Genomic DNA, 24,845 nt, shown 5'->3' with positions numbered 1-24,845 from the left:
TTGGAGCTTGCCCGCGAAGTTGAGACCGCGGTGTTTCAGGTGCACCGCATCGGTCGGGCGAGACCCCGGAGCCCGCTTCTGCCGAAGGAGAAGGCGCTCACCTAGGTTCGACGCCAGCGATGGGCTGGGGACCAGCCCCAACCCGTCACCTCGATGTCCCTGACGGACCGCCTGATTGACTCAGCGATAGCGTTCCAACCAATGAGCGTAAGGCGCAGGAAGCGTCCAGGATGCGTTATCGACACCCAGCTCCTTGGCTGCAAAGTAAGCCCAATGCGGATCGGCCAAGTGGGCGCGGCCCACGGACACCAGATCCAGCTGCCCCGCTTCAACAGCGGCATGTGCCAATTGCGGAGTGCCGAAACCCCACGCCGACGTCACCGGCAAGCCTGTTTCCCGACGCACGCGTTCGGCAACAGGGCCCATGAACGCCGGACCCCAAGGGATATTGGTCTCCGGGATGGTGAACCCAACACTCACGCTCAACAGATCCAGACCACCGTCTTTGAATCGACGCGCCAGTTCGATGGATTCGGTCAGCGTCTGCTCATCGCGTCCATCGTACTCGATGACGCCAAACCGCGCGGTCAACGGCAGATTCTCTGGCCAGACTTCGCGGACAGCGGCCAGGGTTTCCAGCAGGAAACGGCTGCGGTTCTCGAAGCTGCCACCGTAGGCATCAGTGCGCTGGTTGGAGTGCTCGGAGAAGAAACTCTGGCCCAGGTAACCGTGGGCAAAGTGCAGCTCGATCCACTCAAAGCCTGCGTCGCGGGCGCGGCGTGCAGCGTCAACAAAATCCTGACGGACACGGGCGATGTCTTGCAGGGTCATTTCTTCGGGCACTTTCGGCAGATTGGCGCCGAACGCGATCGGGGAGGGGGCTATGGTCTTCCAGCCTCTTGGATCGGTGTCAACGATATGGTCGTCGCCTTCCCAAGGACGGTTGGCGCTGGCTTTACGACCGGCATGGGCAATCTGGATGCCCGGTACAGAACCTGCGGCCTTGATCGCTTTTACAGCGGGCACGAAGGCCTGAGCATGTTCGTCGCTCCAGATGCCGGCGCACCCCGGAGTGATGCGACCTTCAGGCGAAACGGCCGTCGCCTCGACCACTACCAGTCCGGCGCCACCGCGGGCCATGCTTGCCAAGTGGACTTGGTGCCAGTCATTGATGACGCCGTTGTCGGCCATGTATTGGCACATCGGCGGAATGGCAATCCGGTTGCGCAGGGTGACGTCTTTTAACTTGAACGGTTCGAACAGGGCTGACATTGGGGTACTCCAGGTAAGTTTGCTTCGCTTGTTCGATAGTATTCGAAATATGGCGTCATTTGAAACCCCCGGCTATCATGCGGCCATGCCTGCCTTCAAACACCCACCGCCATCCGACTTCGCTCTTGAGCGTGTACTTCTCGCTTTGAGCGACCCTGTGCGTCTTGAAATCGTTCGGTGTCTGGCCGGCGTTGCCGAAGCATCGTGCGGCGAACTGGACGGTGGTCGACCCAAATCCAGCATGTCCCATCACTTCCGGGTGTTACGCGATGCTGGGCTGGTGCAGACGCGCAACGTCGGCACCACGCATATGAATTCTCTGCGTCTGGAAGAACTCAATCTGCGTTTTCCGGGGCTGCTGCAGAACATTTTGGCTCAGGGCTGAGCGCAGCGTCGACTGAGAGGCAAGAGATGCGTTCCTGAGATGTTTCTGTGTATGACAGTGTTATGCCTCTGGTATACCATGGGTTTTTCTTGTCGATGGGAACCTCATGAGCACTGTTATTACTGACCCTCAGCTGTCTTCGGTTGTGTCCCGGATTCGTCCTTCCGCCACGGCGGCCATCGCAGACGCTGCACGGCGAATGGCTGCTGAAGGTCGCGCGGTCATCAGTCTCAGCACCGGAGAGCTGGACTTCGACACCCCCGAGCACATCCAGCAGGCCGCCATCGACGCCATGCGTCAGGGCCACACTCGCTACACCAGTGTCTCGGGTACCACTGCGCTGAAACAGGCGATCATCGGCAAGTTCCAACGTGACAACGGCCTTGGCTACACGCCCGATCAGGTGATTGCTTCCACCGGCGCCAAGCAGATCATTTTCAATGCCTTGCTGGCGACTCTCGAGCCCAGCGATGAAGTGGTGTTCGTTGCGCCTTACTGGGTGTCGTACCCGGAAATGGTCCTGCTGACCGGTGCCAGCCCGATTGTCGTGATGCCTGAGCCGGAAGATGACTTCAAGCTCACCGCGCAGTCCCTCGCCGCGGCGCTGACCGTCAATACACGCTGGTTGCTGCTCAACTCCCCAGGCAACCCCTCGGGCGCGTTGTACAGCGCCGAAGAGTTGCAGGCGTTGGGCGAAGTTTTGAAGGGATATCCGCGGGTGCTGGTCATGTCCGACGACATCTACGAGCCCATCGTTTTTGAAGGGCGCTTTGCGTCGTTCGCCCAGGCCGTGCCTGAACTGTATGACCGCACGCTGACCATCAACGGCGTCTCGAAAAGCCATGCCATGACCGGTTGGCGTCTGGGTTATGCCGGTGGCCCAAAATGGCTAATCAAGGGCATCGAGCTGTTGCAGTCGCAAAGCACCACCAATCCTTCATCGATCAGTCAGGCGGGCGCCGTCGCGGCATTGAACGGCCCGCAGGACTTTATCGCCCACTGGTGCGAGCGCCTGCGGGTGCGCCGCGATCATGCGTTATCGGTGTTCGCCAGCGCCCGCCCACTGCTCAATGTCGCCTGTCCGCCAGCAGCGTTTTATCTGTATGTCGAATGCGGCGCCTTGATCGGCAAGCGCACGCCAGCAGGTGAGGTAATCGCCAGTGACGTCGATCTGTGCCGCTACCTGCTTGAGTCCGGCGGTGTGGCCGTAGTGCCCGGTACCGCGTTTGGTCTGGCGCCGTATTTTCGCGTTTCCTACAGCGTCAGTGACGAAGATCTGGCAACTGCCTGCCAGCTCATCGTCGATGCCTGTCGGGCGCTGGTGTGATGGCGCAGTCTTCGTTCGAGGACTTGCCGGAGCCGGACTGGGCGCAGGCTGATGCGCTACTTCTGACCCTGCACGCGCTGAGTTTCGATGGCGTCGGCATCACCCGCGACAGCTATGGACCAGGCGAGCAGCGTGCCCATGATCTGCTGCGCGAGCACGCCGAACTGTCCGGTTTGCAGGTGTCGATGGACGCCGCGTTGAATCTCTACCTCACCCTGCGCGGACGCACGCCCGGTACTGCCGTGGTCATGACCGGCTCGCACCTTGATTCCGTGCCTCGTGGCGGCAATTACGACGGCGCTGCGGGCGTGGTGGCGGGACTCGCCGTGTTGAGCGGCTGGCGCAAGGGCGGCTATCAGCCGGAACACGACGTCACGGTCATGGCCATTCGCGCCGAAGAGAGCGCCTGGTTTCCGGTGTCGTACGTCGGCAGCAAGGCCGCATTCGGCCTGTTGCCTGCCCAGGCGCTGCAGGCTACCCGCGCTGACAGCGGTCAGACCTTGAGCGAACATCTGGCGCGGCTTGGCGGTGATCCCCACAGTCTGGCCACGCAAGTCGCGGCGCTGAATCCTGCGTCCATCAACTGCTTTGTCGAAGTCCACATCGAGCAGGGCCCGGTGCTCATCGAAGCCGGATTGCCGCTTGGCATCGTCAGTGGCATCTGCGGCAGCCTGCGTTATCGGCGCGCCAGAGCCCTGGGTTTTTATGCGCATTCCGGCGCCACGCCGCGTAGCCATCGCCGCGATGCGGTGGTCGCCGTCAGCCAGTTGGTGGTGACGCTGCAACGGCTGTGGCAAGACCTGGAACACGAAGGCCACGAGCTGACGGTGACGGTGGGCCAGTTCGCGACCGATCCGGTTCAGGCCGATTTCAGCAAAGTGAGCGGGCAAGTGGACTTCTGCATCGACCTGCGCTCGCAACAGCCCCTGACGCTGGCGCTGATAGATGAGCGATTGCAACGCGCCATCGCTGAGATTGCGACAGAGCACGGCGTGATATTCGAACTCGGAGAGCGCACCCAAAGCACGCCGGGGGTGATGTCCGGTGAGTTGATCGCAGCGCTGCAACATGCTGCGCAAACCATAGGGCTGCAAACCCGTTGCATGCCTAGCGGGGCGGGCCACGATGCGGCAGTGTTTGCCGGGCAGGGCATCGACACGGCGATGCTGTTCATCCGCAACGCCAACGGCAGTCACAACCCGGATGAAGCCATGAGCATCGAGGATTTTCAGGCGGCGACACGGGTGTTGGGAAAAGTGCTCGCCCAGCGCGCGGGGTGAAGGGTCAGCGTTGTGCCGAGCGCTGACGCTCGGCCGTCGGCGTCTCGTCGATCAAAGCTGGCTGAAGCGGCTGATGATGCCTTGCCGAACGCTGTCGATGTGCGCGGCAGCGGCGTGTTGCGCGGCTTGCGCATCACCGTTGCGCAGCGCCTCGATGATCGCCAGATGCTCCTGATAGCCGATTTTCAATGCCTGCACGATCGCCAGATGTTCCTGGTGCGCGCTTTCAAACCGCTCCGGCGCGACACTCAGGTTGAACATGCGGGTCTTCAAACGCAGGGTTTCGATGTACTGGGTCAGCAGTAGATTGCCGCTGTAGTGCGAGATCATCTGGTGCAGCTTGCTGTCGACGATCCAGTCTTCCTCGGCGTTCGGCACTTCGGCCTCCAGCAGGCGCCGCACGCTGGCTTCCAGCTCGTCGAGTTCGGCGATGGGCACGCGACCCGCTGCCAGACGCGCAGCTTCGGCTTCCAGGGTTCTGCGCACGTGAAGCGTCTCGATCAGTTCACGAATGGAAAACTGCCGGACCACCAGCGTGCGACCGGCGGTGCGACTGATCAGTCCTTCGTTCTCCAGCCGGGTCAGGGCATCGCGAACAGGAGTGCGGGAGATGTTCAGCAGTTCTGCGAGCCTGCGTTCCTGCAGCACGGTGTTGGCCGGCAACTCACGATTGATGAGCATCTGCAGCATCGCGTCATACGCTTTGGCGCTGAGATTCTGTTCCCGTTCACCGAGGAAGTCGGCTGTGGATTTGATCGGTTCCATAAGTCACTTCACGCAAGGGCTATCGGACAAAAACGGATTGGCAGCCGGTAAACGGGAGCGGCTGCCAAGGACGCTGCGGATTTTACGCTGTGTCGCTCACCGCGCGATAGCACGCGGCGTAACTTGTCCGGCGATTACTGAGCCAGCGTGCGCACCGGGTCTTTAGGCGCCGGGTCGTAGCCGATCAGGTCGCTGGTCAGCTTGGCATAGGTACCGTCGGCTTGCATGTCGGCCAAGGCCTTGTTCACTGCCGCCACCAGATTGGGCTTGCCTTTCTTGAACGCGAAACCCTTCTGGATGTGGCTGACGTAGTCGTCGGTCATGCTGATCGGCAGGCCGACGTGCTTGATCAGGTACGCGCCGGTGATCGAGTCGGTGATTACCGCATCCAGGTTGTGGTTGGCCAGGTCCTGCACGGTGTCCGACTCGGACTTGTAGCTCTTGACCACCGCGCCGTGTTCTTCGGCCAGTGCCGCGTAAGTAGACGACACCTGGGTGCCGACGCGCTTGCCCTTGAGGTCGGCGGCAGATTTGATCGGCGAATCCACGGGAGTGAGAATGCGCGCGCCGGATTCGATCCAGCCATCGGAGAACACGATCTGTTTCTGACGCGCCGGGGTGATGTCCATCGCCGCAGTGCTGACGTCGAACTGGTTCGCTTCCAGCGCCACCAGCAACGAGTCCCACTGGACCAGCATCGGCGTGTATTCCAGGTTCAGTCGCTTGGCGATTTCCTTCATTACCCGAATCTCCAGCCCGTCGAGCTGACCATTGGGGCTGCGCATGGTGAAGGGCGGAAAGGTGCCCAGGGTGGCGACTTTCAACTGCCCGGGCTTCAACAATTCCAGATCCTCGGCTGCCGCATGGGCGCCGAAGCTGAGGACGCAGAGGGCAGTGAAGACCTTGAAAAAATGCCTGACGTTCATAGTGTGCTTACTCCGTTGCGAATTCATGTGTGGGCTTGGTGCGCTCAGCTCATACGAGTCTGGCGGCGTTCCATCCAGGACGACAGTTGCGTCAGCATCGTGGTCAGGATCAGGTAGATCACTGCGGTGGCGATGAAGAACTGGAACGGGCGGAAAGTCGTGGAAATAATTGTCTGCGCATAGAGCGTCAGGTCGACCACGGTGATGGTGGACAGCAGCGAGGTGTTTTTCAGCGCGGCAATGGCTTCGTTGGTCAACGGCGGAAGGATGATGCGAAATACCTGAGGCAAAACGATGCGCACCATGGTTTCCGGGTGACTCATGCCCAGCGCTTGTGACGACTCGAATTGCCCGTTGGGGATGGCCAGCAGGCCGGAGCGGATGATTTCTGCCACGTAGGCGCCGCTGTTCAGACCCAGCGCAATCACGCCGGCCATGAACGGCGAAGGGTTGATGCCCAATTGCGGCAGGCCGAAGTAGATGATGAACACCTGAATCAGGGCCGGTGTGCCGCGAATGAACCACACGTAGAAGCTGGCGATGCCGCGAAACACCACGAAATCCGAGCGCTTGCCCAGCACTGCCAGCAGGCCGAAGACCCAGCTCAGGACGATGGTCGCCACCGTGATCAGCAAGACCACCCATGCAGCTTCCATGAAACCGGCGCCGTAGAGAGAAATGTCGCTGTACAACTGGTTCATTGCGCGTTCTCCGAGGCTTTGGGCGTGATGTCTTCATGCAGGATGCGTTTGAGGAACTGGCGCAGGCGGTCGTTCTTCGGATTACGCAGCACTTCTTCAGGCGGGCCGTCTTCGGCGATGCAGCCCTGGTCGAAATACAGCACGCGGCTGGCGACGTCGCGAGCGAAGGCGATTTCGTGGGTCACCAGCAACATGGTCATGCCTTCGGCGGCCAGAGAGGCGATCAACGCGAGCACTTCGCCGACCAGTTCAGGGTCCAGCGCCGAGGTCGCTTCATCGAACAGCATCACCTTGGGCTTCATCGCCAGCGCGCGGGCAATGGCGACCCGTTGCTGCTGTCCGCCGGACAATTTGCCGGGGTACTGATCGCGTTTGTCGAACAGTCCGACTTTGGTCAGCAGCGCTTCACCCTCCTTGATGGCCTGGGCCTTGGGTATTTTCAGCACGCGCATTGGCGCTTCGATCACGTTTTGCAACACGGTTTTGTGCGGCCACAGGTTGTAGCTCTGGAACACCATGCCGATCTGCGCGCGCAAGGCACGCAGTTGATCGGGGGTTGGCTGGGCGCGGGCGCCGTCGCGAAAATCGAAGGAGAAGTCCTGGAACTCCATGAAGCCCTGCTGCGGCATCTCCATTACGTTCAGGCAGCGCAAAAAGGTGCTTTTGCCCGAGCCGCTGGCGCCGATGATCGACACCACTTCGCCTGGGTATACGTCCAGCGCTACGTTCTTGAGCACATGCAGATCGCCGTAGCTTTTGCTCAGCTCTTTGATGCGCAACATCGGCTTGACTGCTTGGGTCATGAGGTCATTTCCTGAGCCGGGAGAGGGTGAATGCACCAGGCGATATCGCTGGGCTGGCGACCGGCGCCGTTGATCGGCGTGATGTCCTGTGGGCAGGCCGACAGCACCACCATCACATCCATTTCAGCCCGCAGCGTCACGCTGTCCCCGGGTTTGGAGCGGGGTGGTACGCGTTGCACGCTGCCGTCCTCGGCCACCGGGATATTCATGAACAGGTTCAGCGAAGCAGGCGTGTAGCTGCACTGCAATCCGTGTTCGGCCAGCGCTTCGTGGTAGTTGTCGGTGCAACTGCGGTGGTAGTCGGTGCAGCCCAGCTCTTGATAGATGGCCCCGTTGCACGGGCACAGCAGGGTGTCGTGACGACCAGGTGAGGTGTCTTCGATCAGCGTGAGCATGGGTCGACGCAGGTTGCTGACCAGCGTCATGCCGGTTTCAAAAAATATATTGCTGTTGATCGAACGGGTATGTTCCAGCGCGCTGCATTCCTGGCTGTCGCTCAGATTGACCGCCCAGGCATCCACCACCTGGCTGCCGTGCAGATTAATGATGCGGATGGCCTCGCCCTTGCAGAGCTTGACGGCGGTCCCTCGCGTGGCCTTCAGGATTTGATGCGCTTCATCATGGGGCGCTAAAAGGGGCATGTCGTCCTCGCTTGCTGGAACAGATCGCCGAAGGCTTTCGGTTCTGGTAGATTTTGGGTATACCAATGGAATGCAATGTAAATGCCATTGCGTAATCCCACGTCGAAAACCAGCGAGAGCGCTATGAATCAGTGTCTGATGCCACAACCCATTCACGCCTCTGGCATCGAGATCCTGCGTGCTGCGGGTCTGGATCCGCTGATCGGCGAAGAGGTCTGTCGGTTGGCGGATCCGCAGAAAGTGGTGGCGGGTATTTTCCGTAGCAGTCGGTTCGGGCGACCCGAGATGGAGCGCTTCAGAAACCTGCGCGTCATCGGGGTGCATGGCGCAGGGTTCGACAACATCGACCTCCAGGCGGCGCAGGATTTCAACATTCCAGTGTTCAACACCCCCGGCCGTAACGCTCGCTCCGTGGCCGAGCATGCGATCACTTTGATGTTCGCGCTGAGCAAACAACTGGTGCAAAGCGATCAGGCGGCCCGGGCTGGAGACATGGCGTTCCGTTTCCGGGCACATTTGCGCGAGCTGCATGGGCAGACACTGGGCCTGATAGGTTTCGGCGCTATCGGCAAGGCCACCGGGGCGCTGGCCATTGCACTGGGCATGCAGGTGCAGGTATTTGCTCGCAGCGCCACGCGGGAACAATTGGCCGCACTGGGCATGCAGCGCGCAGACAGTCTTCAGGCGCTACTCAACAGCAGCGACATCGTCTCGCTGCATGTGCCCTCGGTGCCGCAAACCTATCAGCTCATCGGCGCTCAACAGTTGCGCGCAATGAAGCCGACGGCGTTGTTGATCAACACCGGCCGCGCGCCGCTGGTAGATGAGGCCGCGTTGATCGATGCGTTGCAGACCGGGGTGATCGCAGGCGCAGGACTGGACGTTTACGCCTTCGACAGCATGGCTGCTGACTACCCGTTGCTGCACTTGCCCAATGTCCTGCTGACCCCGCACACCGGCGCGTCCACCGAGCAATCGCTGATCCGCATGGCGACCGCCGTGACTCAGGGCGTAGTGCATGTATTGGCTGGGGGTGAGCCCCAGGATCGCCTGGCCTGACCTCCCATTTGCGGTCTTACTCTGTAGAAGCCAACGCGTTGGCGACGGAATATGGCATCGAACCTGAGAAAACAGCTCGCGAACAAGTTCGCTCCTACAGTCAGGTTCGCTCCTACAGACCTGGGGAATCAGATGCCGCTGTTGATCCACATCCACACCGGCAGGGTCACCGCCGACAGGATGGTCGTCAGGCAAATGGCCGAGCTGGTTTTCTGGCTGTCCTCCAGGGAGCGAGCGAAACCCAACACGTTGACGCCGCTGGGGTTGGCCGCCATCAACACCAGCACGCCACGTGGCATGCCGCCGATGCCCAGCAGCACGCACGCGGTCAGCACCAGCAGCGGCAAGGCAATGAGTTTGGCGAAGGTGATGCCTACCGCGTAAAGACTCGGCCGCAAGCGATAGCCGGAAAGATTGGCGCCCAGGACGATCAGCGCACAGGGCAGCGCCGCCTGCGCCAGCCAGTTGGCCAATTGCAGGCTCCAGCCGGGCAGGGCCAGGTCCGAAAGATTGACCACCACGCCGAGCAGCAGGCCGATGATCATCGGGTTGGCCAGGCTCGAGATCAGGGTGGCGGGCTTGAACGGCTCGCTGCCGGCAACGCTGTTGTAAAGGCTTTGAAAACTGAACAGCAACAGACTGTGGACCGCCAACACCGTGAACAGCAACACCAGGCCGCCGCTGCCGAACAAGCCGGCGACCATGGGGATGCCGATCAAGGCGTTATTGCCGAACGCGGCGGTCAGGCCGAAAGGGGTAGGGCGCTTGATAAATCGATGGGCAACCAGATTGACGCAGGTAAACACCAACAAGGCGGGCACGAAGTACGCCACCAGCACTTTCACATTCAAGCCGTCATGCAGCGGCGCGTTGACCATCCCGGTGAACAGCACCATCGGCATGAACAGCTTGAACGCCAGATTGCCCAGCGCCTTGTTGGTGGCGGGGTCGAGCGCGCCACGGCGGGCCAGTACGTAGCCGATGATGATCAACAGAAAGATCGGCAGGATCGTTTGCGGGACAGACACGGCGCACGCCTCAGAAAAAAAGTGCGCGCATTATTACCGCGTAAGTTCGGGCCTGTCAGCGTGAAATTTAAGTTCGAATATCGGTTGGCATACTAATTGCTATCACCCTATAACCCAGTGTTAAGCGTTGGCCGCTGTGCGGGCGCGTTACTGCAGAGAGGAAGTTGAATGCAGTCGCTCAATCTGCGGCAGATCGAAGTGTTTCGCGCGGTAATGATTACCGGCTCCATCAACGGCGCCGCTCAATTGTTGCTGGTTTCGCAGCCGGCCGTCAGTCGCATGCTGTCCCACACCGAGGCGCGTATCGGCTTTCAGCTGTTCGAACGGGTGAAAGGGCGTTTGTACCCGTCGCCCGAAGCGCGGCGGCTGTTTGCCGACGTCGAGTCGGTCTATCGCGACATCCAGCGGGTCAACACCACGCTGCATGATCTGGTTCAGCAGCGCCACGGCGTGCTGCGTATCGCCAGCAGTCCTAGCCTTGGGCATCAACTGGTCCCCGATGCCATTGCCGCGTTCAGGCGCTGCAACGCCGACATTCGCGTGAGTCTGGAATGCCTGCGCCATGTCCTGCTGCGCGATCGGCTACTGGATCAACAGGCAGACCTGGGGATCTCGCTGTTCCCCATCGATCACCCCAACCTGCGAGCCGTGCCGCTGAGCGATATCCGGGTGCTGGTGGTGTGTTCCGCCGATCACGACCTGACACGGGTGCCGGTGGAGCAACTGCCCCAAGCGCTGGCCGATTCACCCTTTATCGGTTACCCGGCCGACACGCCATTTTTCAGTGTCATGAAACCCGCCTTCGAGCGCGTGGGGCTGGTTTATCGACCGGATATCCACGTCGACTCGCCCCATCACGCTTGCGCGCTGGTCAAGAACGGCGCGGGGTTCTCGGTGGTGGACGAGATTTCCTGGCGCGCCTCAGGCAGCGAACGGATGGCGGTGCTGCCCCTGCTGGTTGAAGAGCGCCTGACGGTAAGCCTGGTGCAATTGCGCCGCGAACCGTTGGCGCAATTTGCCCAAGGCTTTGTCGAGCACCTGCGCGAGACGTTGGGCGGCAACGGATTCGAGCTATTTGGCATGGATTAACAACAGGTTAACCCTTATCAACGTATTGGCATGCGACAGCGGCTGATGACCCTCCCACAATGGCTTCAACGTACAGCTTCAGGGTTTGCCGGCACCGAGCCGGTCTCGTGAGAGGACATGCGACATGCGCGAAATCATCATCGGCGGCGCTCAGTTGGGCGCCATCCAGAAATCTGACTCCAGGGCCTCTGTGGTTCAGCGCATGCTGGTGCTGCTGGAGCAGGCGCGGCAGCAGGGTTGCGAGCTGGTGGTGTTTCCGGAGCTGGCGCTGACGACGTTCTTCCCGCGCTGGTTCATGGAGGATCAACAGGAAGTCGATAGCTGGTTCGAGCGTGAGATGCCCAGCGACGTCACCCGCCCGCTGTTCGATTTTTCCCGTGAGCAAGGCATCGCGATCTCCTTCGGCTACGCCGAGTTGACCCCCGAAGGGCAGCATTTCAATACCTCGATTCTCACCGACCGCCAAGGCAACATTGTTGGCAAGTACCGCAAAGTGCATCTGCCGGGGCACGTTGAGTTCGACACCGGGCGCGACTTTCAGCACCTGGAAAAACGCTATTTCGAACCGGGCGATCTGGGCTTCCCGACCTGGGAAACCCAAGGCGCGGTGATGGGCATGTGCATCTGCAACGACCGGCGCTGGCCTGAGACGTATCGGGTCATGGGCCTGCAAGGCGTGGAGCTGATCACCCTGGGTTACAACACGCCCTCGATCAATTCGCAAAAGCGTGGCGAAGGTGAAGAGCACCGGCTGTTCCATTCCGAACTGGTGATGCAGGCCGGGGCTTATCAGAACGCGACCTGGGTGGTCGGCGTCGCCAAGGCCGGAGTCGAAGACGGCTTCCCGTTGATGGGCGGCAGTGTGATCGTCGACCCCAACGGCTTCGTCGTGGCCAGGGCGCAAGGGCAGGGCGATGAACTGATCGTGCACGCCTGCGACATGGACCTGTGCAATTTCGGCAAGACCACGATCTTCGATTTCGCTCGCCATCGGCGCATCGAACACTACGGCATCATCACCCGTCAGACCGGCGTCGAGCGCCCCTGACCTGGAGACAACGACCCATGCGCAGCGTGTACCTGAACGGGGCCTTCGTCCCGGAAAACCAAGCGACGATTTCGATCTTCGATCGCGGCTTCATGTTTGCCGATGGCATCTACGAAGTGACCGCTGTGTTGCAAGGCAAGCTTGTGGATTTCGACCTGCACCTGGCGCGACTGGCGCGGTCATTGGGGGAAATGGCCCTCGATTTGCCGCTCGACAGTGCGCAGCTGCTGGACATCCATCGCGAGCTGATCTCGCGCAACGAGCTGCACGAAGGCCTGGTGTATATGCAGGTCACCCGCGGCACTGAGGATCGCAATTTCCTGTACCCGCCAGCAGGTAGCCCGCTGACGGTGGTGCTGTACACCCAGGCCAAAGTGGTGCTCGACAGTCCGCTGGCCAAGCGGGGTATGAACATCATCGGCCTGCCCGATTTGCGCTGGGGCCGCAGCGATATCAAGACCACGCAGTTGCTCTACGCGTGCATGGCCAAGGAGCAGGCCAAGGCCCATGGCGCCGATGATGCCTGGCTGGTGAAGGACGGCTTTGTCACCGAAGGCACGTCCAACAACGCGTTCATCATCACCCACGACGGCGCGGTGGTGACGCGCGAATTGTCCCGCGCTCTACTGCCCGGCATCACGCGCGGGGCGCTGATTGCGCTGGTCAAGGAACATGACTTGCGACTCGAAGAGCGCGCCTACACCCTTGAAGAAGCGAAGGGTGCCGCTGAGGCCTTCATTACTTCATCCACTTCATTCGTTTACCCGGTCGTCAGCATCGATGGCCAAGCCATTGCCGACGGCAAGCCCGGTGCGCTGACCCAGCGTCTGCGCCAGTTGTACATCGACCATGCGCTGGCGGTGCTTGTCTAGCCGCGCCGCGCCACAGCCCAGGCGTGCGCAGATGCGCCGGGCTTGCCACAGCATTTCGCACCACCCAGCACGACTGCCGACACCGACCGTAGCCATTTGTAAGGAGTGTTGAGCATGAAACCACGTCCGTCCCGCGCCCTGATTGCCCGCCTGTTGCTGCCGGTTGGCCTGGCCCTCGCGCTCAATGCGCCGTTCGCTCTGGCCGCCGAGAAAACCCTGCACGCCGTGATGTCGTCTTCCCTGCGGGTGCTCGATCCTATCGCCACCACCGCGCAGATCACCCGCAATCACGCGTACATGATCTACGACACGCTGATCGGCATGGACGAGCACTTCGTGCCGCAGCCGCAGATGGCGGACTGGAAAGTTTCCGACGACGGCCTGACGTACACTTTCACCCTGCGCGACGGCCTGTTGTGGCACGACGGCAAACCGGTGACCGCCACCGATTGCGTGGCCTCGCTCAAGCGCTGGGCGCGATTCGATGTCGGCGGCCAATTGATGATGAAGTACACCGCCGGCATCGTCGCCACCGATGACAAAACCATCACCCTGACCTTGGCTAAACCCTTCGGCTACGTGTTGCAACTGCTGGCCAAGCCTTCGTCGGTCGCGGCCTTCATGATGCCCGAGCGCGTCGCGAGCATTGCCGATGGCAAGACCATCACCGACTACACCGGCTCCGGCCCATACGTGTTCGTCGCCAAGGAGTTCGACCCCGGCAACCGGGTGGTCTACGAGAAATTCAAGCAGTACGTGCCGCGCAAGGAGCCGGCCAGCGGTACGGCCGGGGGCAAGGTGGTCAACGTTGATCGCGTGGAGTGGATCAACATGCCCGATCGCATGACCGCGATCAACGCGCTGTCTTCCGGCGACATCGATTTCATCGAACAACTGCCCATCGATTTGTTGCCCATGGTGCAGGCCGACGATCACCTCAAATCCGGCGTGCTGAGCAAGCTGGGTTCGATGACCGGCGGGCGCATGAACTTCCTGTACCCACCGTTCAACAACCCCGACATCCGTCGCGCCGCGCTGTTGGCCATGAACCAGAAAGACGTGCTGGATGCGCTGGTGGGCAACCCTGAGTACTTCAAGCAGTGCGCATCGGTCTTCGGCTGCGGGACGACCCTTGAAACCGAGGCCGGCGGCGAGTCGCTGACCAGCGGCGGCAATCTGGAAGCGGCCCGGGCACTGCTGAAAAAAGCCGGCTACGACGGCACACCCGTGGTGATCATGCAGCCCACCGATGTGCCGAGTCAGGCGCCGCAACCGGTGGTGGTCGCGCAAGCGTTGCGCAAGGCCGGCTTCACCGTCGATCTGCAACCGATGGACTGGCAGACGCTGGTCTCGCGCCGGGCCAATCAGAATCCTCCGGCGCAGGGCGGCTGGAACCTGTTCTTCACCTACTGGAACGCCGAGACCATCTGGAACCCGGTGGTCAATCCGATGCTCGACGGGGGCGGGCAAAAGGGCGCCTGGTTTGGCTGGCCGACTGACCCGCAGATGAATCAGCTGCGGGTGGATTTCGCCACCGCCACCGATCCGGCCAAACAGAAGGAAATCGCCGTCGATATCCAGAAGCGCGCCATGGACCAGGTCAGCTACATCCCGCTGGGTCAGTACTTCGACGTCGCCGCCTGGAACAGCCGCATCAGCCACTTGATGACCGGGCCGTCCACGGTGTTCTGGAACGTCGAGAAAGCCGACTGATTGCCGCACCATGATGCATGCCTTCGGAGGCTTTGATGCTGGGTTACTTTTTACGCCGCGTGCTGGCCGCCATTCCGGTGATGCTGGTGGTTGCACTGTTTGTGTTCCTGCTGCTGCGTCTGTCGCCGGGTGATCCTGCGGCCATCATCGCAGGCGACATGGCCAGCCCCGAACAACTGGCGGCCATTCGCGAAAGCCTGGGCCTGAATCAGCCGTTGTACCGGCAGTTTTTCGTGTGGATCTGGCAACTGCTGCAAGGCGATTTCAGCACTTCGCTGATGGCGCACACGCCGGTGCTGAACATGATCGGCCAGCGGCTGGAGCCGACGCTGAGCCTGGCGCTGGTGTCCATCGTGTTCACCATCCTGATCTCGGTGCCGCTGGGTGTGTTGGCGGCGTGGAAGCACGGCAGCTGGATCGACAATCTGGTGATGTCGACTTCGGTACTGGGCTTTTCGATTCCGGTATTCGTGATCGGGTATGTGCTGATCACCGTCTTCGCCCTGGAACTCAAATGGCTGCCGGTGCAGGGCTTTCGCAGCATCAGCGATGGCTTGGGCCCTTTCGCGCAAAGAATTGTGCTGCCGGCGCTGACCCTGTCTTCGGTGTATGTGGCACTGGTCGCGCGTATGACCCGGGCCAGCATGCTCGAAGTGCTCGGCGAAGATTACATCCGCACGGCGCGGGCCAAGGGCCTGGCCGAAGTGCATGTGCTGTTCCGCCACGCTTTGCGCAACGCGATGATTCCGATCCTGACGGTAATCGGCACCGGTTTCGCGCTGATGATTTCCGGGGTCGTGGTCACTGAAAGCGTGTTCAACATTCCAGGGCTGGGCCGACTGATCGTCGATGCCGTGCTGGCCCGCGACTACCCGGTGATCCAGGGCATGATCCTGCTGACCAGCGGCGTATATGTCGTCATCAATCTGCTGATCGATCTGTCATACGCGATCAGCGATCCACGCATTCGCTACTGAGGCCAAGGCCATGAGCAAACCCGTTTCCTTGAGCCTGCCCGCGCCCCGGCGTCGCCTGGTCAGCCTGCCACGCTTGCCGGTGACGTCGGCGATTGCGCTAGTGGTGTTGGTGATGATTATCGGCATGGCAATCTTTGCGCCTTGGGTCGCCAACCACGATCCGGTGGCGTTGGCGCCGGCCTTGCGCCTGAAACCTGCCAGCGCCGAATTCTGGCTGGGCACCGACGCCTACGGTCGCGATCTGTTTTCGCGCATCGTCTACGGCGCGCGGATTTCCCTCACTGTCGGCGTGGGCGTCACGGTATTGAGCATCCTTATCGGCCTGCCGTTGGGCTTGATCGCCGGTTATTTTCGGGGGCTGGATGCGTTGTTGATGCGGGTGATGGACGGGCTGATGGCGATCCCTGGCATCCTGCTGGCGATTGCCATTGTGTCCCTGAGCAGCGCCGGGATCTGGACGGTCATGATCGCGATCATGGTGCCGGAGATTCCCCAGGTCGTGCGGCTGGTGCGGGCTCGCGTGTTGTCCACCCGTGAGGAGCCTTACGTCGAAGCGGCGGTGCTGATGGGCACCTCGACGCTCAAGATCCTCACGCGCCATCTGATGCCCAACACCCTCGCGCCGCTGATCGTGCAGGGCACTTATATCTGCGCATCGGCGATTCTTACCGAAGCGATCCTGTCGTTTCTCGGGGCGGGCATCGGCACCGAAATCCCGACCTGGGGCAACATCATTTCCGAGGGCCGGGTGTATTTCCAGCTCAAGCCATCGCTGGTGCTGTGGGCCGGTCTTGCGCTTTCGTTGTGCATTCTGTCGATCAATTTGCTCGGCGATGCGGCGCGCGACGCCCTTGACCCCCGCATGAAGAAAAGGGGCGCAGCATGAGCGAGCAGTTGAGCGACACGCTGCGGGTCGAACACCTGTGCGTGAACACGGCGGACGGTACGCCGATCCTGCAGGACATCTCGTTTGAAATTCGGCCCGGCGAAACATTGTGTCTGGTCGGCGAAAGTGGATCGGGCAAATCGGTGACATCGCTGGCGACCCTGGGCCTGCTGCCTAAGGATGCGCTGAGCGCCACCAGCGGGCGGATTCTGCTGGACGGCGAAGACGTGTTGCAGGTCAGCAATGGCCGACTCAAGGCCCTGCGCGGAAGCCGCATGGCGATGATTTTTCAAGAGCCGATGACCGCGCTCAATCCGGTACTCAGCGTCGGCAGGCAGATCGACGAAGTGCTGCAAACCCACACCGACCTCACCGCCGCGCAACGTCGTGTTCAGGTGATGGACGCGTTGGCGCAGGTGCATTTGCCGGACATCGAGCGCATGTACGATGCCTACCCCCATCAACTCAGCGGCGGCCAGCGTCAGCGGATCATGATCGCCATGGCGTTGGTGCTTGAGCCGCGCTTGCTGATCGCCGATGAGCCGACCACCGCCCTGGACGTCACCACTCAACAACAGATCCTCAAGCTGATCCGCGAGCTGCAACAAAAGCACGGCACAGCGGTGCTGTTCATCACCCACGACATGGGCGTGGTGGTGGACATCGCCGACCGGGTTTGCGTGATGCGCCAGGGCCGGATCGTCGAATCCGGCACCGTGGCCGATGTCTTGTCCCGTCCAGAACAGGATTACACCAAAGCGCTGCTGGCCGCCGTGCCGGGCCTTGAGCCGCGGGCGGCACGGCGCGAGGCCTACAGTGCCCAAGTGGTGCTCGACGTCAGTGAATTGGGCAAAGTTTATCCGCCTGCGGGCGGGGGCTGGCGCTGGTTCGGCAAGGCCCGGGAAGGCACGCGTGCCGTGCACGACGTCTCCTTCACCCTCAAGCGCGGACGAACCCTGGGCATCGTCGGCGAAAGCGGCTCCGGTAAATCCACCGTCGCCCGTTGCGTGATGCGTTTGCTCGCGCCGACCCATGGCGCGATCCGCGTCACCGGCAAGGACATTTCCGAGTTATCGGCCGCCAGTCTCAAGCCGCACCGCAAGCGCATCCAGATGATTTTTCAGGACCCCAATCGCTCGCTAAATCCGCGCATCAGCATCGGCAAAAGCCTGATCGAAGGGCCGATGAACCACGGCGTGCCTTTCGCTCAGGCGTGGGCGCGGGCTCAGGAATTACTCGAACTGGTGGGTCTGCCGGTCGACGCCATCGAGCGTTATCCGCACCAGTTTTCCGGTGGCCAACGCCAACGCATTGCCATCGCCCGCGCCTTGGCGATGGAGCCGGATGTGATCGTCGCCGATGAGGCGGTGTCGGCGCTGGACGTCTCGGTGCAGGCGCAAGTGCTGCAATTGCTGCAAGACATTCAGGCGCGCATGGGGGTGGCGATTTTGTTCATCACTCACGACCTGCGGGTGGCCGCGCAATTGTGCGACGACGTGCTGGTGATGCATCGCGGGCAGGTCGTGGAATACGGCCCGGCGGCCCATGTGCTCGCCCATCCGCAGCAGCCTTATACCCGGCAATTGATGGACGCGGTGCCCGGCAAGGGCTGGAATTTTGCCGCCGGCCAGAGGATTTGAGCATGACATTTGATTTGCTGTTTCGCGCCGTCACTGTGGTCGATGGCACCGGCGCCGAGCCCTACACCGCCGACCTTGCGACCCTGGGCGATCGTATCGTCGCCATCGGTGATCTCAGCGGCCACGAAGCACGGCGAACCATCGACGGTAACGGGCGCTGCCTGATGCCTGGTTTCATCGACGTGCACACCCACGACGACACCAATGTCATTCGCACGCCGGAGATGCTGGCGAAGATTTCCCAGGGCGTGACCACGGTGATTGTCGGCAACTGCGGCATCAGCGCGTCACCGGTCACGCTGCCCGGTGTGCCGCCGGACCCGATGAACCTGCTGGGCGCCAGGGACGCGTTCGTGTACCCGACCTTCAAGGCCTACGTCGATGCAATCGAGCACGCCGTGCCGAGCGTCAACGTCGCGGCGCTGATCGGCCACACGGCGTTGCGCGCTAACGTGATGGAACAGTTCGATCGCGCCGCGCTGGGCAGTGAACTGGAGGCCATGTGCCTGGCGCTGGAAGGCGCGCTGGACGCTGGCGCGATCGGCCTGAGTTCCGGGCTGGCGTACACCAATGCCAAACAGGCGCCGATGGCCGAGATGCAGCGCCTGGTAGACATCGTCGGCGCCCATGGCGCGCTATACACCACGCACATGCGCAATGAGCACGATGGCTTGCTGGACTCGCTGCAGGAATCCTTCGCCACCGCGCGCAACGCGGGTGCTGATCTGGTGATCTCCCATCTGAAATGTGCGGGCGCCGGTAACTGGGGGCGGGCGCCGCTGGCCCTTGCCGCATTGGAAAAGGCCGCTAGCGAGCAGTCCTGCAACTGCGATTGTTACCCGTATTCGGCCAGTTCCACCACGCTGGATGCCTGGCGCGTGGACGGAGTGATGGAGATTTACATCACCTGGTCCGACCCGCACCCGGACATGGCCAGACAGACGCTCAAGGACATCGCCGCGCAATGGGGCGTTGACCAATGGCAGGCCACTGAGCGGCTGCGTCCTGCCGGCGCGATCTACCACATGATGAGCGAAGACGACGTGCGCAAGATCCTTGCGCACTCGCTGTCGATGGTCGGTTCTGACGGCTTGCCCAACGACCCTAATCCACACCCGCGATTGTGGGGTACGTTTCCTCGGGTGCTGGCGCACTACTGCCGTGACTTGAAACTGTTCAATCTGGCCGAGGCGGTGCGCAAGATGACCGGGCTGTCAGCCACACGTTTTCGTTTGCAGGATCGTGGTGTGTTGCGCGAGGGCGCGTTCGCCGACCTGACGCTGGTCGACATGCAGCGCATCGAGGATGTCGCCACTTATGCCGATCCTTGCCGGCAGGCGCCGGGCATTGATCTGGTGGTGGTCAACGGCGTGGTCAGCTACGAAGACGGCAAGGTGCAGGGGCGGCAAGGGCGCTTGCTCAAGCGCCAGCCTGCCGCCGTGGCGGTTTAGGCGCCAGTGGCTGCGGTCAGCATGATTTCGACCAGCACGTCCGGGGACGCCAGGTCTGCCTGGATGGTCGCGCGGGCCGGTGCGGCACCTTCGGGCAGCCACTGGCTCCAGACTTCATTCATGGCGGCGAAGTCGGCGTTGATGTCCTTGAGCCAGATCTGTGCGCTCAGCAATCGTGATTTATCGCTGCCGGACTGGGCGAGCAGGGCGTCGATCTTGGCCAGCACCTGGCGGGTCTGCCCAGCGCAATCCTCGCTGCGATCGTCTGGCACCTGGCCCGACAACCAGGCCAGCCCGCTGTGGACGACTGCACCGCAAAGACGTGGATTAACGGAAATTCTCTGGATGCTCATGGCAATTCCTGGGTGGGGTAATGGACCGGCAACGCTAACCAACCTCGTCGCGCATTGCCATGACCAAATCGATGGTCGGCCATAACCTGGTGCTATGACCGCCGTCGCAACACGTTATTGAAAGGGGAACGCTGTGCAGGTAGTGGTGATTGGAGCGGGTGTGGTGGGGCTGACCAGCGCCTGGTATCTGGCGCAACAGGGCGTGCAGGTCACGCTGGTGGACCGTCATGCCGATGTGGCGCAAGAGACCAGTTTCGCCAATGGCGGGCAACTGAGCTACAGCTACGTCGCACCGCTGGCCGATCCGGGGGTGATCGGCAAGTTGCCGCAGTGGTTGTTGCGTGCCGACTCGCCGTTGCGTTTTCGCCCGCGACTGGACACGACGCAATGGCGCTGGTGCCTGGACTTTCTGCGGGCCTGCAACAGCGATCAGGTGCGACGCACGATCGGCGAGATGCTCAGCCTGTCGTATCTGAGCCGCGATTCCCTCGACCAATTGCTGGCCGCGCATCCGCTGGAGTTCGATCTGATCCGCACCGGCAAACTGGTGGTGTATCGCGATCCGGCAGCGCTGGCCGCTTCTGTGCCGATGGTGGAGTGGCAGCGCACGCTGGGTGCTGATCAGCAGATGCTCGATGGGCCGGGATGTGTGGCGCTTGAGCCTGCGCTGCAGGGGATTGGTCCAGAGTTGGCGGGAGGGATTTACACCCCCGGTGAAGCAACCGGTGACTGCCTGCGTTTTTGCCAGGGTTTGAAGGGCCTGTTGGCGCAGATGCCCAACGTGCACATGGCACTGGGCGTCGAGGTGCAAGGGTTGGTGCGCGAACGGCAGCGCGTGGTTGCGGTGCGCACCGATCAGGGGGATTTCGCGGCTGACGCCGTGGTGGTCACGGCGGGGATGTTCAGCGTGCCGTTGCTCAAGCCGCTGGGGATTTCACTGCCGCTGTATGCCCTGCGTGGTTACAGTCTGAGCGTGCCGCTGGACCCGGCGATGCAGACGCCGCGCTTGAGCGTGACCGATGCCGCGCGCAAGGTGGTTTACGCGCCGCTGGCCAGACACTTACGCATCGCCGCGATGGTGGACATGGGCGTCAGCCGGGCCGATGTGGACCCGGTGCGGATCACGTTGCTCAAACAGCAAGTGGCCGAGACCTTCCCGCAGCTGGATTTGAAAGAGGCGCAAGCCTGGGCCGGTCTGCGCCCCAGCACGGCTCACAGCAAACCCATCGTGGGGCGTGCGGCGGACTTCAGTAATCTGTGGCTCAACGTCGGGCAAGGCGCCTTAGGCTTTACCTTGGCACTGGGCAGCGCAAAGTTGTTGGTAGCGCAGATGTTCAACGAACGGTTACCGATAGATCCGGCGCCGTTTCAGCTCGGTTCATAACGGCTGCGGCGCGAGCCCAGGCTCCGCAGTCGTGGCTGATACACCGCGAGCGGCGGGTTTACTGCCGCTGCGCGCCAGATCGTCAGCAAGCTGGACTCCTACGGCCTGCGGCCAGAATCAAAAGCGAGTCGTCATTGAATTGAGCAGAGGGGTAAGAAGCCCGTGGGAGCGGACCTGTCCGCGAATGCTGAGTGTCAGGCGCCAGAAATGCATTGCCTGTACCGGCCCCTTCGCGGACAGGTCCGCTCCCACAAGTTGCGACGGTCAGACTGTGGGTGAAGGCGGGCTTCTGCCGAAGGCGTAGGAGCCTTGCTTGCAGGCGATTGCTCCGGGGTCGCGCCCGATCGTAGCAGTCCTGACTCCAGACACCTCGGTCGTACCTGATGCACCGCGTTCGCCAGGTTACTGCCGCTGCGCGCCAGATCGTCAGCAAGCTGGACTCCTACGGCCTGCGGCCAGAATCAAAGGCGAGCCGTCACTACCGCGCTCCGATCACCGCTGCCATCGGCGCAATCTGCACACCGGCGCCTTCAAGTAGCGCGCGCAGATGCCGGGCCATGTCTGTGGCGCCCGGGGTGTCGCCGTGCACGCAGACGGTGTCGATGCGCACGGGCATTCGGGTGCCGTCGACGGTGGTGATGGCTTGCTCTTCGATCATACGCAACACCCGGGCTGCGGCGATTTCGCTGTCGTGAATGACGGCGCCTGGCAATTTGCGCGAGACCAGATTGCCGTTGGCGGCATAAGCCCGGTCGGCATAGATCTCCCGGGCCATGCGCAGGCCCAGTTGTTCGCCGGCGCGCTCGGTTTCAAGACCAGGCATGACCACGAAGATCAAATCCGGATCAACCGCCTTGATCGCTCGGGCCACGGCCAGTGCCAGCTCAAAGTCTTCATTGGCCATGTTGCCCAGCGCGCCATGGGTCTTGACGTGCTGCAAGGGCAGTCCTGCCGCTTGGGCCAGCGCTTTGAAGGCGCCGATCTGATAAATGATCTGGCGTTCGATCTGGGCGGGACTGTCGCCCCTTATCTGCCGACGACCAAAGCCGTGCAGGTCGAGAAAGCTGGGATGGGCACCCACCGCCACACCTTTTTGCCGGGCCAGGACAGTGGTGTCGAACATGATGTCAGGGTCGCCTGCGTGGAATCCGCAGGCGATATTGGCGGAACTCACGATGTCGAGCATTGTGCTGTCATCGCCCATCTTCCAGGCGCCGTAGCCTTCGCCCATGTCGCAGTTCAAGTCGATCAGCATGCAGTCACCTGTGAGACGATTGAGGTCATCGTGAATCGGTCGGACCGGGGCAGTGACCCGGGTTGAATCAAGTTGTTTACGAGCCATCCGGGGCTATCTTTCGCAACAGCATATTGCCAGAATACTTCTGGTATTCCAAAAGCATTCCAGCGGTCACCGGAGAGTCGAGCATTGAACACCGAGCAGCAGGAGTCGTCTTTGCGCATTGCGCCCATCGCCGATCATGCGCTGTATATCGATTTCGGCGAAGTGATCGATGCAGCTGTCAATCAGCGCGTCACCGCACTGGCAAAACGTGTGGCCGATGCGAGCATCGATGGCGTTACGGGCCTGATCCCCACCTACCGCGCGTTGACTGTGGCCTACGACTGCACGCGGATTCGTCAGTCCCGATTGATCGAGCACATTGAGCGCCTGCTCGCCGAGCCCGATGAGCAAGCCGCGCCCGTGCGCAGTTGGGAGGTGCCGGTGGCTTACGGCGGCGACCACGGCATCGATCTGCTGTGGCTGTCCGAGCATCATCAGCTTGACCCGCAAGAGGTCATCCGCCTGCACAGCGCTGTCAGCTACCGCGTTTACATGATCGGCTTTATGCCCGGGTTCGCCTATCTCGGCGGCCTGGATCAACAACTGCACACCTCGCGCCGCGAATCCCCGCGCCTGAAAACTCCAGCGGGTTCAATCAGCATTGGCGGCATGCAAACCGCCGTGGCCTCGGTTGAAGCGCCCAGCGGCTGGCACTTGATCGGTCAGACCCCCGCGCGCAGTTTCGTACCCTCGCGCCAGGAGCCGTTTCTGTTTGGCGCCGGTGACGAAATCCGCTTCACGCCCATCAGTGCCGACGAGTTCGACGACCTCTGGGCACAGCCCGATTACCTCCCGCAATGGACCTGGCGCACATGAGCAGTCTTCACGTTTTAAATCCCGGGCTGCTTACCACGCTGCAGGATCGCGGCCGCACCGGCTATGAAGATCGCGGCGTGCCGCCCTCCGGCGCGCTGGACGAGTTGAGCTTCGCCATTGCCAACGCACTGGTCGGCAATCCGGCAGGGACCGGCGCGCTGGAGTTCACTCTGGTGGGCGGGCAGTTTCGGGTCGGGCAGGGCGGCTGTGTCATTGCGGTCACAGGCGACATGCAAGTGTTCATCGATGATCAGCCGGTCACGCCGTACCAGTGCCATGTGCTGCGCTCGGATGCTGTGCTCAAGGTCGGGCGGGCGCTCAGCGGGGCGCGGGGCTATCTCGCGGTGGCGGGCGGGTTCGCTGCCGAACCGGTACTGGGCAGCGTCTCGACATTGATGCGCGGCGCACTGGGCGGTTTTGCCGGGCGGGCACTGGCCAAAGGTGACGAGTTACCGCTGGCGGGGCCTTCGCAATACCTGCCAACTGCCGCGCGAGCACCGGGGCAGCGCCTTCTGCCCCAGCGTGAACATCAGCCGCTGCGTGTCGTTTTGGGCCCGCAGCAGGGGCATTTTTCCGCCCTCGAAATCCATCGCTTTCTCAGCGAGTCCTTTCAGGTATCAGGCCAGAGCGACCGCATGGGGTACCGCATGACGGGCGCGGTGATCGCTCATCTGAAAGGCTTCAACATCGTCTCGGACGCCATCAGCACCGGCAGCGTGCAAATCCCCGGCAGTGGTCATCCGATCATCGCCATGCATGACCGTCAGACCACTGGCGGCTATCCGAAAATCGCCACCGTGATACGCGCCGATCTGGCAAGGCTGGGCCAACTCAAGCCAGGTGACTGGCTGAGCTTTGCCGAGGTGTCAGTGGAGGACGCCGAAGATTTGTGGTGCGAGCGCCAGGTGCTTCTCAATGCTTATCTGGATGAACTGCTGATGCGTTATCGCCGGCGCAGTTGATGGCTTGCGGTCCGTCAGCGCAAGCCTCGCCAACAGCTCCTTCGCGCTGCCCAGGTCCCAGGCGGATGCAAAACCCGTGGGAGCGGACCTGTCCGCGAAGTGGCCGGTACATTCACTCCCTCTCT

At 61.8% G+C, this 24,845-nt stretch carries 24 protein-coding genes; 15 read left to right on the top strand and 9 right to left on the bottom strand.

The genetic code is table 11. From position 1 onward, the window contains the following. Positions 1 to 180 precede the first annotated feature (180 nt). Positions 181 to 1,272 (bottom strand): NADH:flavin oxidoreductase/NADH oxidase, encoded by a 1,092-nt coding sequence (locus ACWKWM_RS07375; protein ID WP_483845509.1) that lies wholly within the window; start codon positions 1,270 to 1,272, stop codon positions 181 to 183. 49 nt (positions 1,273 to 1,321) lie between these two features. Here ACWKWM_RS07375 and ACWKWM_RS07370 point away from each other — a divergent pair, with 49 nt between their 5' ends. From ACWKWM_RS07370 to ACWKWM_RS07360, 3 genes are all read left to right on the top strand, one after another. Further along, positions 1,322 to 1,657: an ArsR/SmtB family transcription factor gene (locus ACWKWM_RS07370; protein ID WP_483845508.1), complete on the top strand. Its 336-nt coding sequence runs from the start codon at positions 1,322 to 1,324 to the stop codon at positions 1,655 to 1,657. A 106-nt stretch (positions 1,658 to 1,763) separates the two neighbouring features. After that, positions 1,764 to 2,984 (top strand): pyridoxal phosphate-dependent aminotransferase, encoded by a 1,221-nt coding sequence (locus ACWKWM_RS07365; protein WP_483845507.1) that lies wholly within the window; start codon positions 1,764 to 1,766, stop codon positions 2,982 to 2,984. After that, positions 2,984 to 4,264 (top strand): Zn-dependent hydrolase, encoded by a 1,281-nt coding sequence (locus ACWKWM_RS07360; RefSeq protein ID WP_483845506.1) that lies wholly within the window; start codon positions 2,984 to 2,986, stop codon positions 4,262 to 4,264. The genes ACWKWM_RS07365 and ACWKWM_RS07360 overlap by 1 nt, the downstream gene beginning before the upstream one ends. Positions 4,265 to 4,315: 51 nt before the next feature. On the opposite strand, the gene ACWKWM_RS07355 is transcribed toward ACWKWM_RS07360, so the two are convergent. The 5 genes from ACWKWM_RS07355 to ACWKWM_RS07335 all read right to left on the bottom strand — a co-directional run bounded on the left by ACWKWM_RS07355 (position 4,316) and on the right by ACWKWM_RS07335 (position 8,100). Next, complete coding sequence (locus ACWKWM_RS07355) at positions 4,316 to 5,029, bottom strand: GntR family transcriptional regulator (protein ID WP_483845505.1); 714 nt, start codon at positions 5,027 to 5,029, stop codon at positions 4,316 to 4,318. Between the two features lie 134 nt (positions 5,030 to 5,163). Beyond that, entirely contained in the window at positions 5,164 to 5,955 is a 792-nt protein-coding gene (locus tag ACWKWM_RS07350; protein ID WP_483845504.1) for a transporter substrate-binding domain-containing protein, read from the bottom strand. 44 nt (positions 5,956 to 5,999) lie between these two features. Then, on the bottom strand, positions 6,000 to 6,656 hold the full coding sequence (locus ACWKWM_RS07345) for an amino acid ABC transporter permease (protein WP_483845503.1): 657 nt from the start codon (positions 6,654 to 6,656) through the stop codon (positions 6,000 to 6,002). After that, positions 6,653 to 7,459 carry an amino acid ABC transporter ATP-binding protein gene (locus ACWKWM_RS07340; RefSeq protein ID WP_483845502.1) on the bottom strand — a complete coding sequence of 269 codons (807 nt, stop codon included), beginning with the start codon at positions 7,457 to 7,459 and terminating at the stop codon, positions 6,653 to 6,655. The genes ACWKWM_RS07345 and ACWKWM_RS07340 overlap by 4 nt, the downstream gene beginning before the upstream one ends. Continuing rightward, positions 7,456 to 8,100 carry a DUF1989 domain-containing protein gene (locus ACWKWM_RS07335; RefSeq protein WP_483845501.1) on the bottom strand — a complete coding sequence of 215 codons (645 nt, stop codon included), beginning with the start codon at positions 8,098 to 8,100 and terminating at the stop codon, positions 7,456 to 7,458. Before ACWKWM_RS07335 ends, ACWKWM_RS07340 begins: the two co-directional genes overlap by 4 nt. Positions 8,101 to 8,223: 123 nt before the next feature. On the opposite strand from ACWKWM_RS07335, the gene ACWKWM_RS07330 reads away from it, so the two are divergent. After that, positions 8,224 to 9,159 carry a hydroxyacid dehydrogenase gene (locus tag ACWKWM_RS07330; RefSeq protein ID WP_483845500.1) on the top strand — a complete coding sequence of 312 codons (936 nt, stop codon included), beginning with the start codon at positions 8,224 to 8,226 and terminating at the stop codon, positions 9,157 to 9,159. Positions 9,160 to 9,287: 128 nt separating this feature from the next. On the opposite strand, the gene ACWKWM_RS07325 is transcribed toward ACWKWM_RS07330, so the two are convergent. After that, entirely contained in the window at positions 9,288 to 10,187 is a 900-nt protein-coding gene (locus ACWKWM_RS07325; protein ID WP_483845499.1) for an AEC family transporter, read from the bottom strand. 168 nt (positions 10,188 to 10,355) lie between these two features. Between ACWKWM_RS07325 and ACWKWM_RS07320 the strand changes: the two genes are divergently transcribed. From ACWKWM_RS07320 to ACWKWM_RS07285, 8 genes are all read left to right on the top strand, one after another. Continuing rightward, the gene (locus ACWKWM_RS07320; protein ID WP_483845498.1) at positions 10,356 to 11,276 is read left to right on the top strand and encodes a LysR family transcriptional regulator; all 921 of its coding nucleotides are present in this window, start codon (positions 10,356 to 10,358) and stop codon (positions 11,274 to 11,276) included. A gap of 124 nt (positions 11,277 to 11,400) precedes the next feature. Beyond that, positions 11,401 to 12,324 (top strand): N-carbamoyl-D-amino-acid hydrolase, encoded by a 924-nt coding sequence (locus tag ACWKWM_RS07315; RefSeq protein WP_483845497.1) that lies wholly within the window; start codon positions 11,401 to 11,403, stop codon positions 12,322 to 12,324. 17 nt (positions 12,325 to 12,341) lie between these two features. Next, on the top strand, positions 12,342 to 13,196 hold the full coding sequence (locus ACWKWM_RS07310; RefSeq protein ID WP_483845496.1) for a D-amino-acid transaminase: 855 nt from the start codon (positions 12,342 to 12,344) through the stop codon (positions 13,194 to 13,196). 114 nt (positions 13,197 to 13,310) lie between these two features. Next, on the top strand, positions 13,311 to 14,909 hold the full coding sequence (locus ACWKWM_RS07305) for an ABC transporter substrate-binding protein (RefSeq protein ID WP_483845495.1): 1,599 nt from the start codon (positions 13,311 to 13,313) through the stop codon (positions 14,907 to 14,909). 35 nt (positions 14,910 to 14,944) lie between these two features. Beyond that, positions 14,945 to 15,886 (top strand): ABC transporter permease, encoded by a 942-nt coding sequence (locus ACWKWM_RS07300; RefSeq protein WP_065832352.1) that lies wholly within the window; start codon positions 14,945 to 14,947, stop codon positions 15,884 to 15,886. A 10-nt stretch (positions 15,887 to 15,896) separates the two neighbouring features. Then, the gene (locus ACWKWM_RS07295) at positions 15,897 to 16,772 is read left to right on the top strand and encodes an ABC transporter permease (protein ID WP_483845494.1); all 876 of its coding nucleotides are present in this window, start codon (positions 15,897 to 15,899) and stop codon (positions 16,770 to 16,772) included. Continuing rightward, the gene (locus ACWKWM_RS07290) at positions 16,769 to 18,412 is read left to right on the top strand and encodes an ABC transporter ATP-binding protein (protein WP_483845493.1); all 1,644 of its coding nucleotides are present in this window, start codon (positions 16,769 to 16,771) and stop codon (positions 18,410 to 18,412) included. Before ACWKWM_RS07295 ends, ACWKWM_RS07290 begins: the two co-directional genes overlap by 4 nt. 2 nt (positions 18,413 to 18,414) lie before the next feature. After that, positions 18,415 to 19,863, top strand: coding sequence for an N-acyl-D-amino-acid deacylase family protein (locus ACWKWM_RS07285; protein ID WP_483845492.1), 1,449 nt, complete (start codon positions 18,415 to 18,417; stop codon positions 19,861 to 19,863). Here ACWKWM_RS07285 and ACWKWM_RS07280 read toward each other — a convergent pair. Continuing rightward, the gene (locus tag ACWKWM_RS07280; protein ID WP_483845491.1) at positions 19,860 to 20,216 is read right to left on the bottom strand and encodes a RidA family protein; all 357 of its coding nucleotides are present in this window, start codon (positions 20,214 to 20,216) and stop codon (positions 19,860 to 19,862) included. The two genes, ACWKWM_RS07285 and ACWKWM_RS07280, sit on opposite strands and share 4 nt — an antisense overlap. Positions 20,217 to 20,349: 133 nt before the next feature. Here ACWKWM_RS07280 and ACWKWM_RS07275 point away from each other — a divergent pair, with 133 nt between their 5' ends. Continuing rightward, complete coding sequence (locus ACWKWM_RS07275; protein WP_483845490.1) at positions 20,350 to 21,600, top strand: D-amino acid dehydrogenase; 1,251 nt, start codon at positions 20,350 to 20,352, stop codon at positions 21,598 to 21,600. Between the two features lie 478 nt (positions 21,601 to 22,078). On the opposite strand, the gene ACWKWM_RS07270 is transcribed toward ACWKWM_RS07275, so the two are convergent. Continuing rightward, positions 22,079 to 22,942, bottom strand: a complete 864-nt coding sequence (locus ACWKWM_RS07270; protein WP_483845489.1) for a LamB/YcsF family protein — start codon at positions 22,940 to 22,942, stop codon at positions 22,079 to 22,081. A gap of 84 nt (positions 22,943 to 23,026) precedes the next feature. Here ACWKWM_RS07270 and pxpB point away from each other — a divergent pair, with 84 nt between their 5' ends. Together pxpB and ACWKWM_RS07260 are read left to right on the top strand one after the other, a co-directional pair. After that, positions 23,027 to 23,758 (top strand): 5-oxoprolinase subunit PxpB, encoded by a 732-nt coding sequence (gene pxpB / locus ACWKWM_RS07265; RefSeq protein ID WP_483845488.1) that lies wholly within the window; start codon positions 23,027 to 23,029, stop codon positions 23,756 to 23,758. Continuing rightward, on the top strand, positions 23,755 to 24,720 hold the full coding sequence (locus ACWKWM_RS07260; RefSeq protein WP_483845487.1) for a 5-oxoprolinase subunit C family protein: 966 nt from the start codon (positions 23,755 to 23,757) through the stop codon (positions 24,718 to 24,720). The genes pxpB and ACWKWM_RS07260 overlap by 4 nt, the downstream gene beginning before the upstream one ends. Positions 24,721 to 24,845: the final 125 nt, after the last annotated feature.

It is taken from the genome of Pseudomonas rosaeacicularis, assembly GCF_057128745.1.
This window is presented reverse-complemented; position numbering and strand designations above follow the sequence as displayed.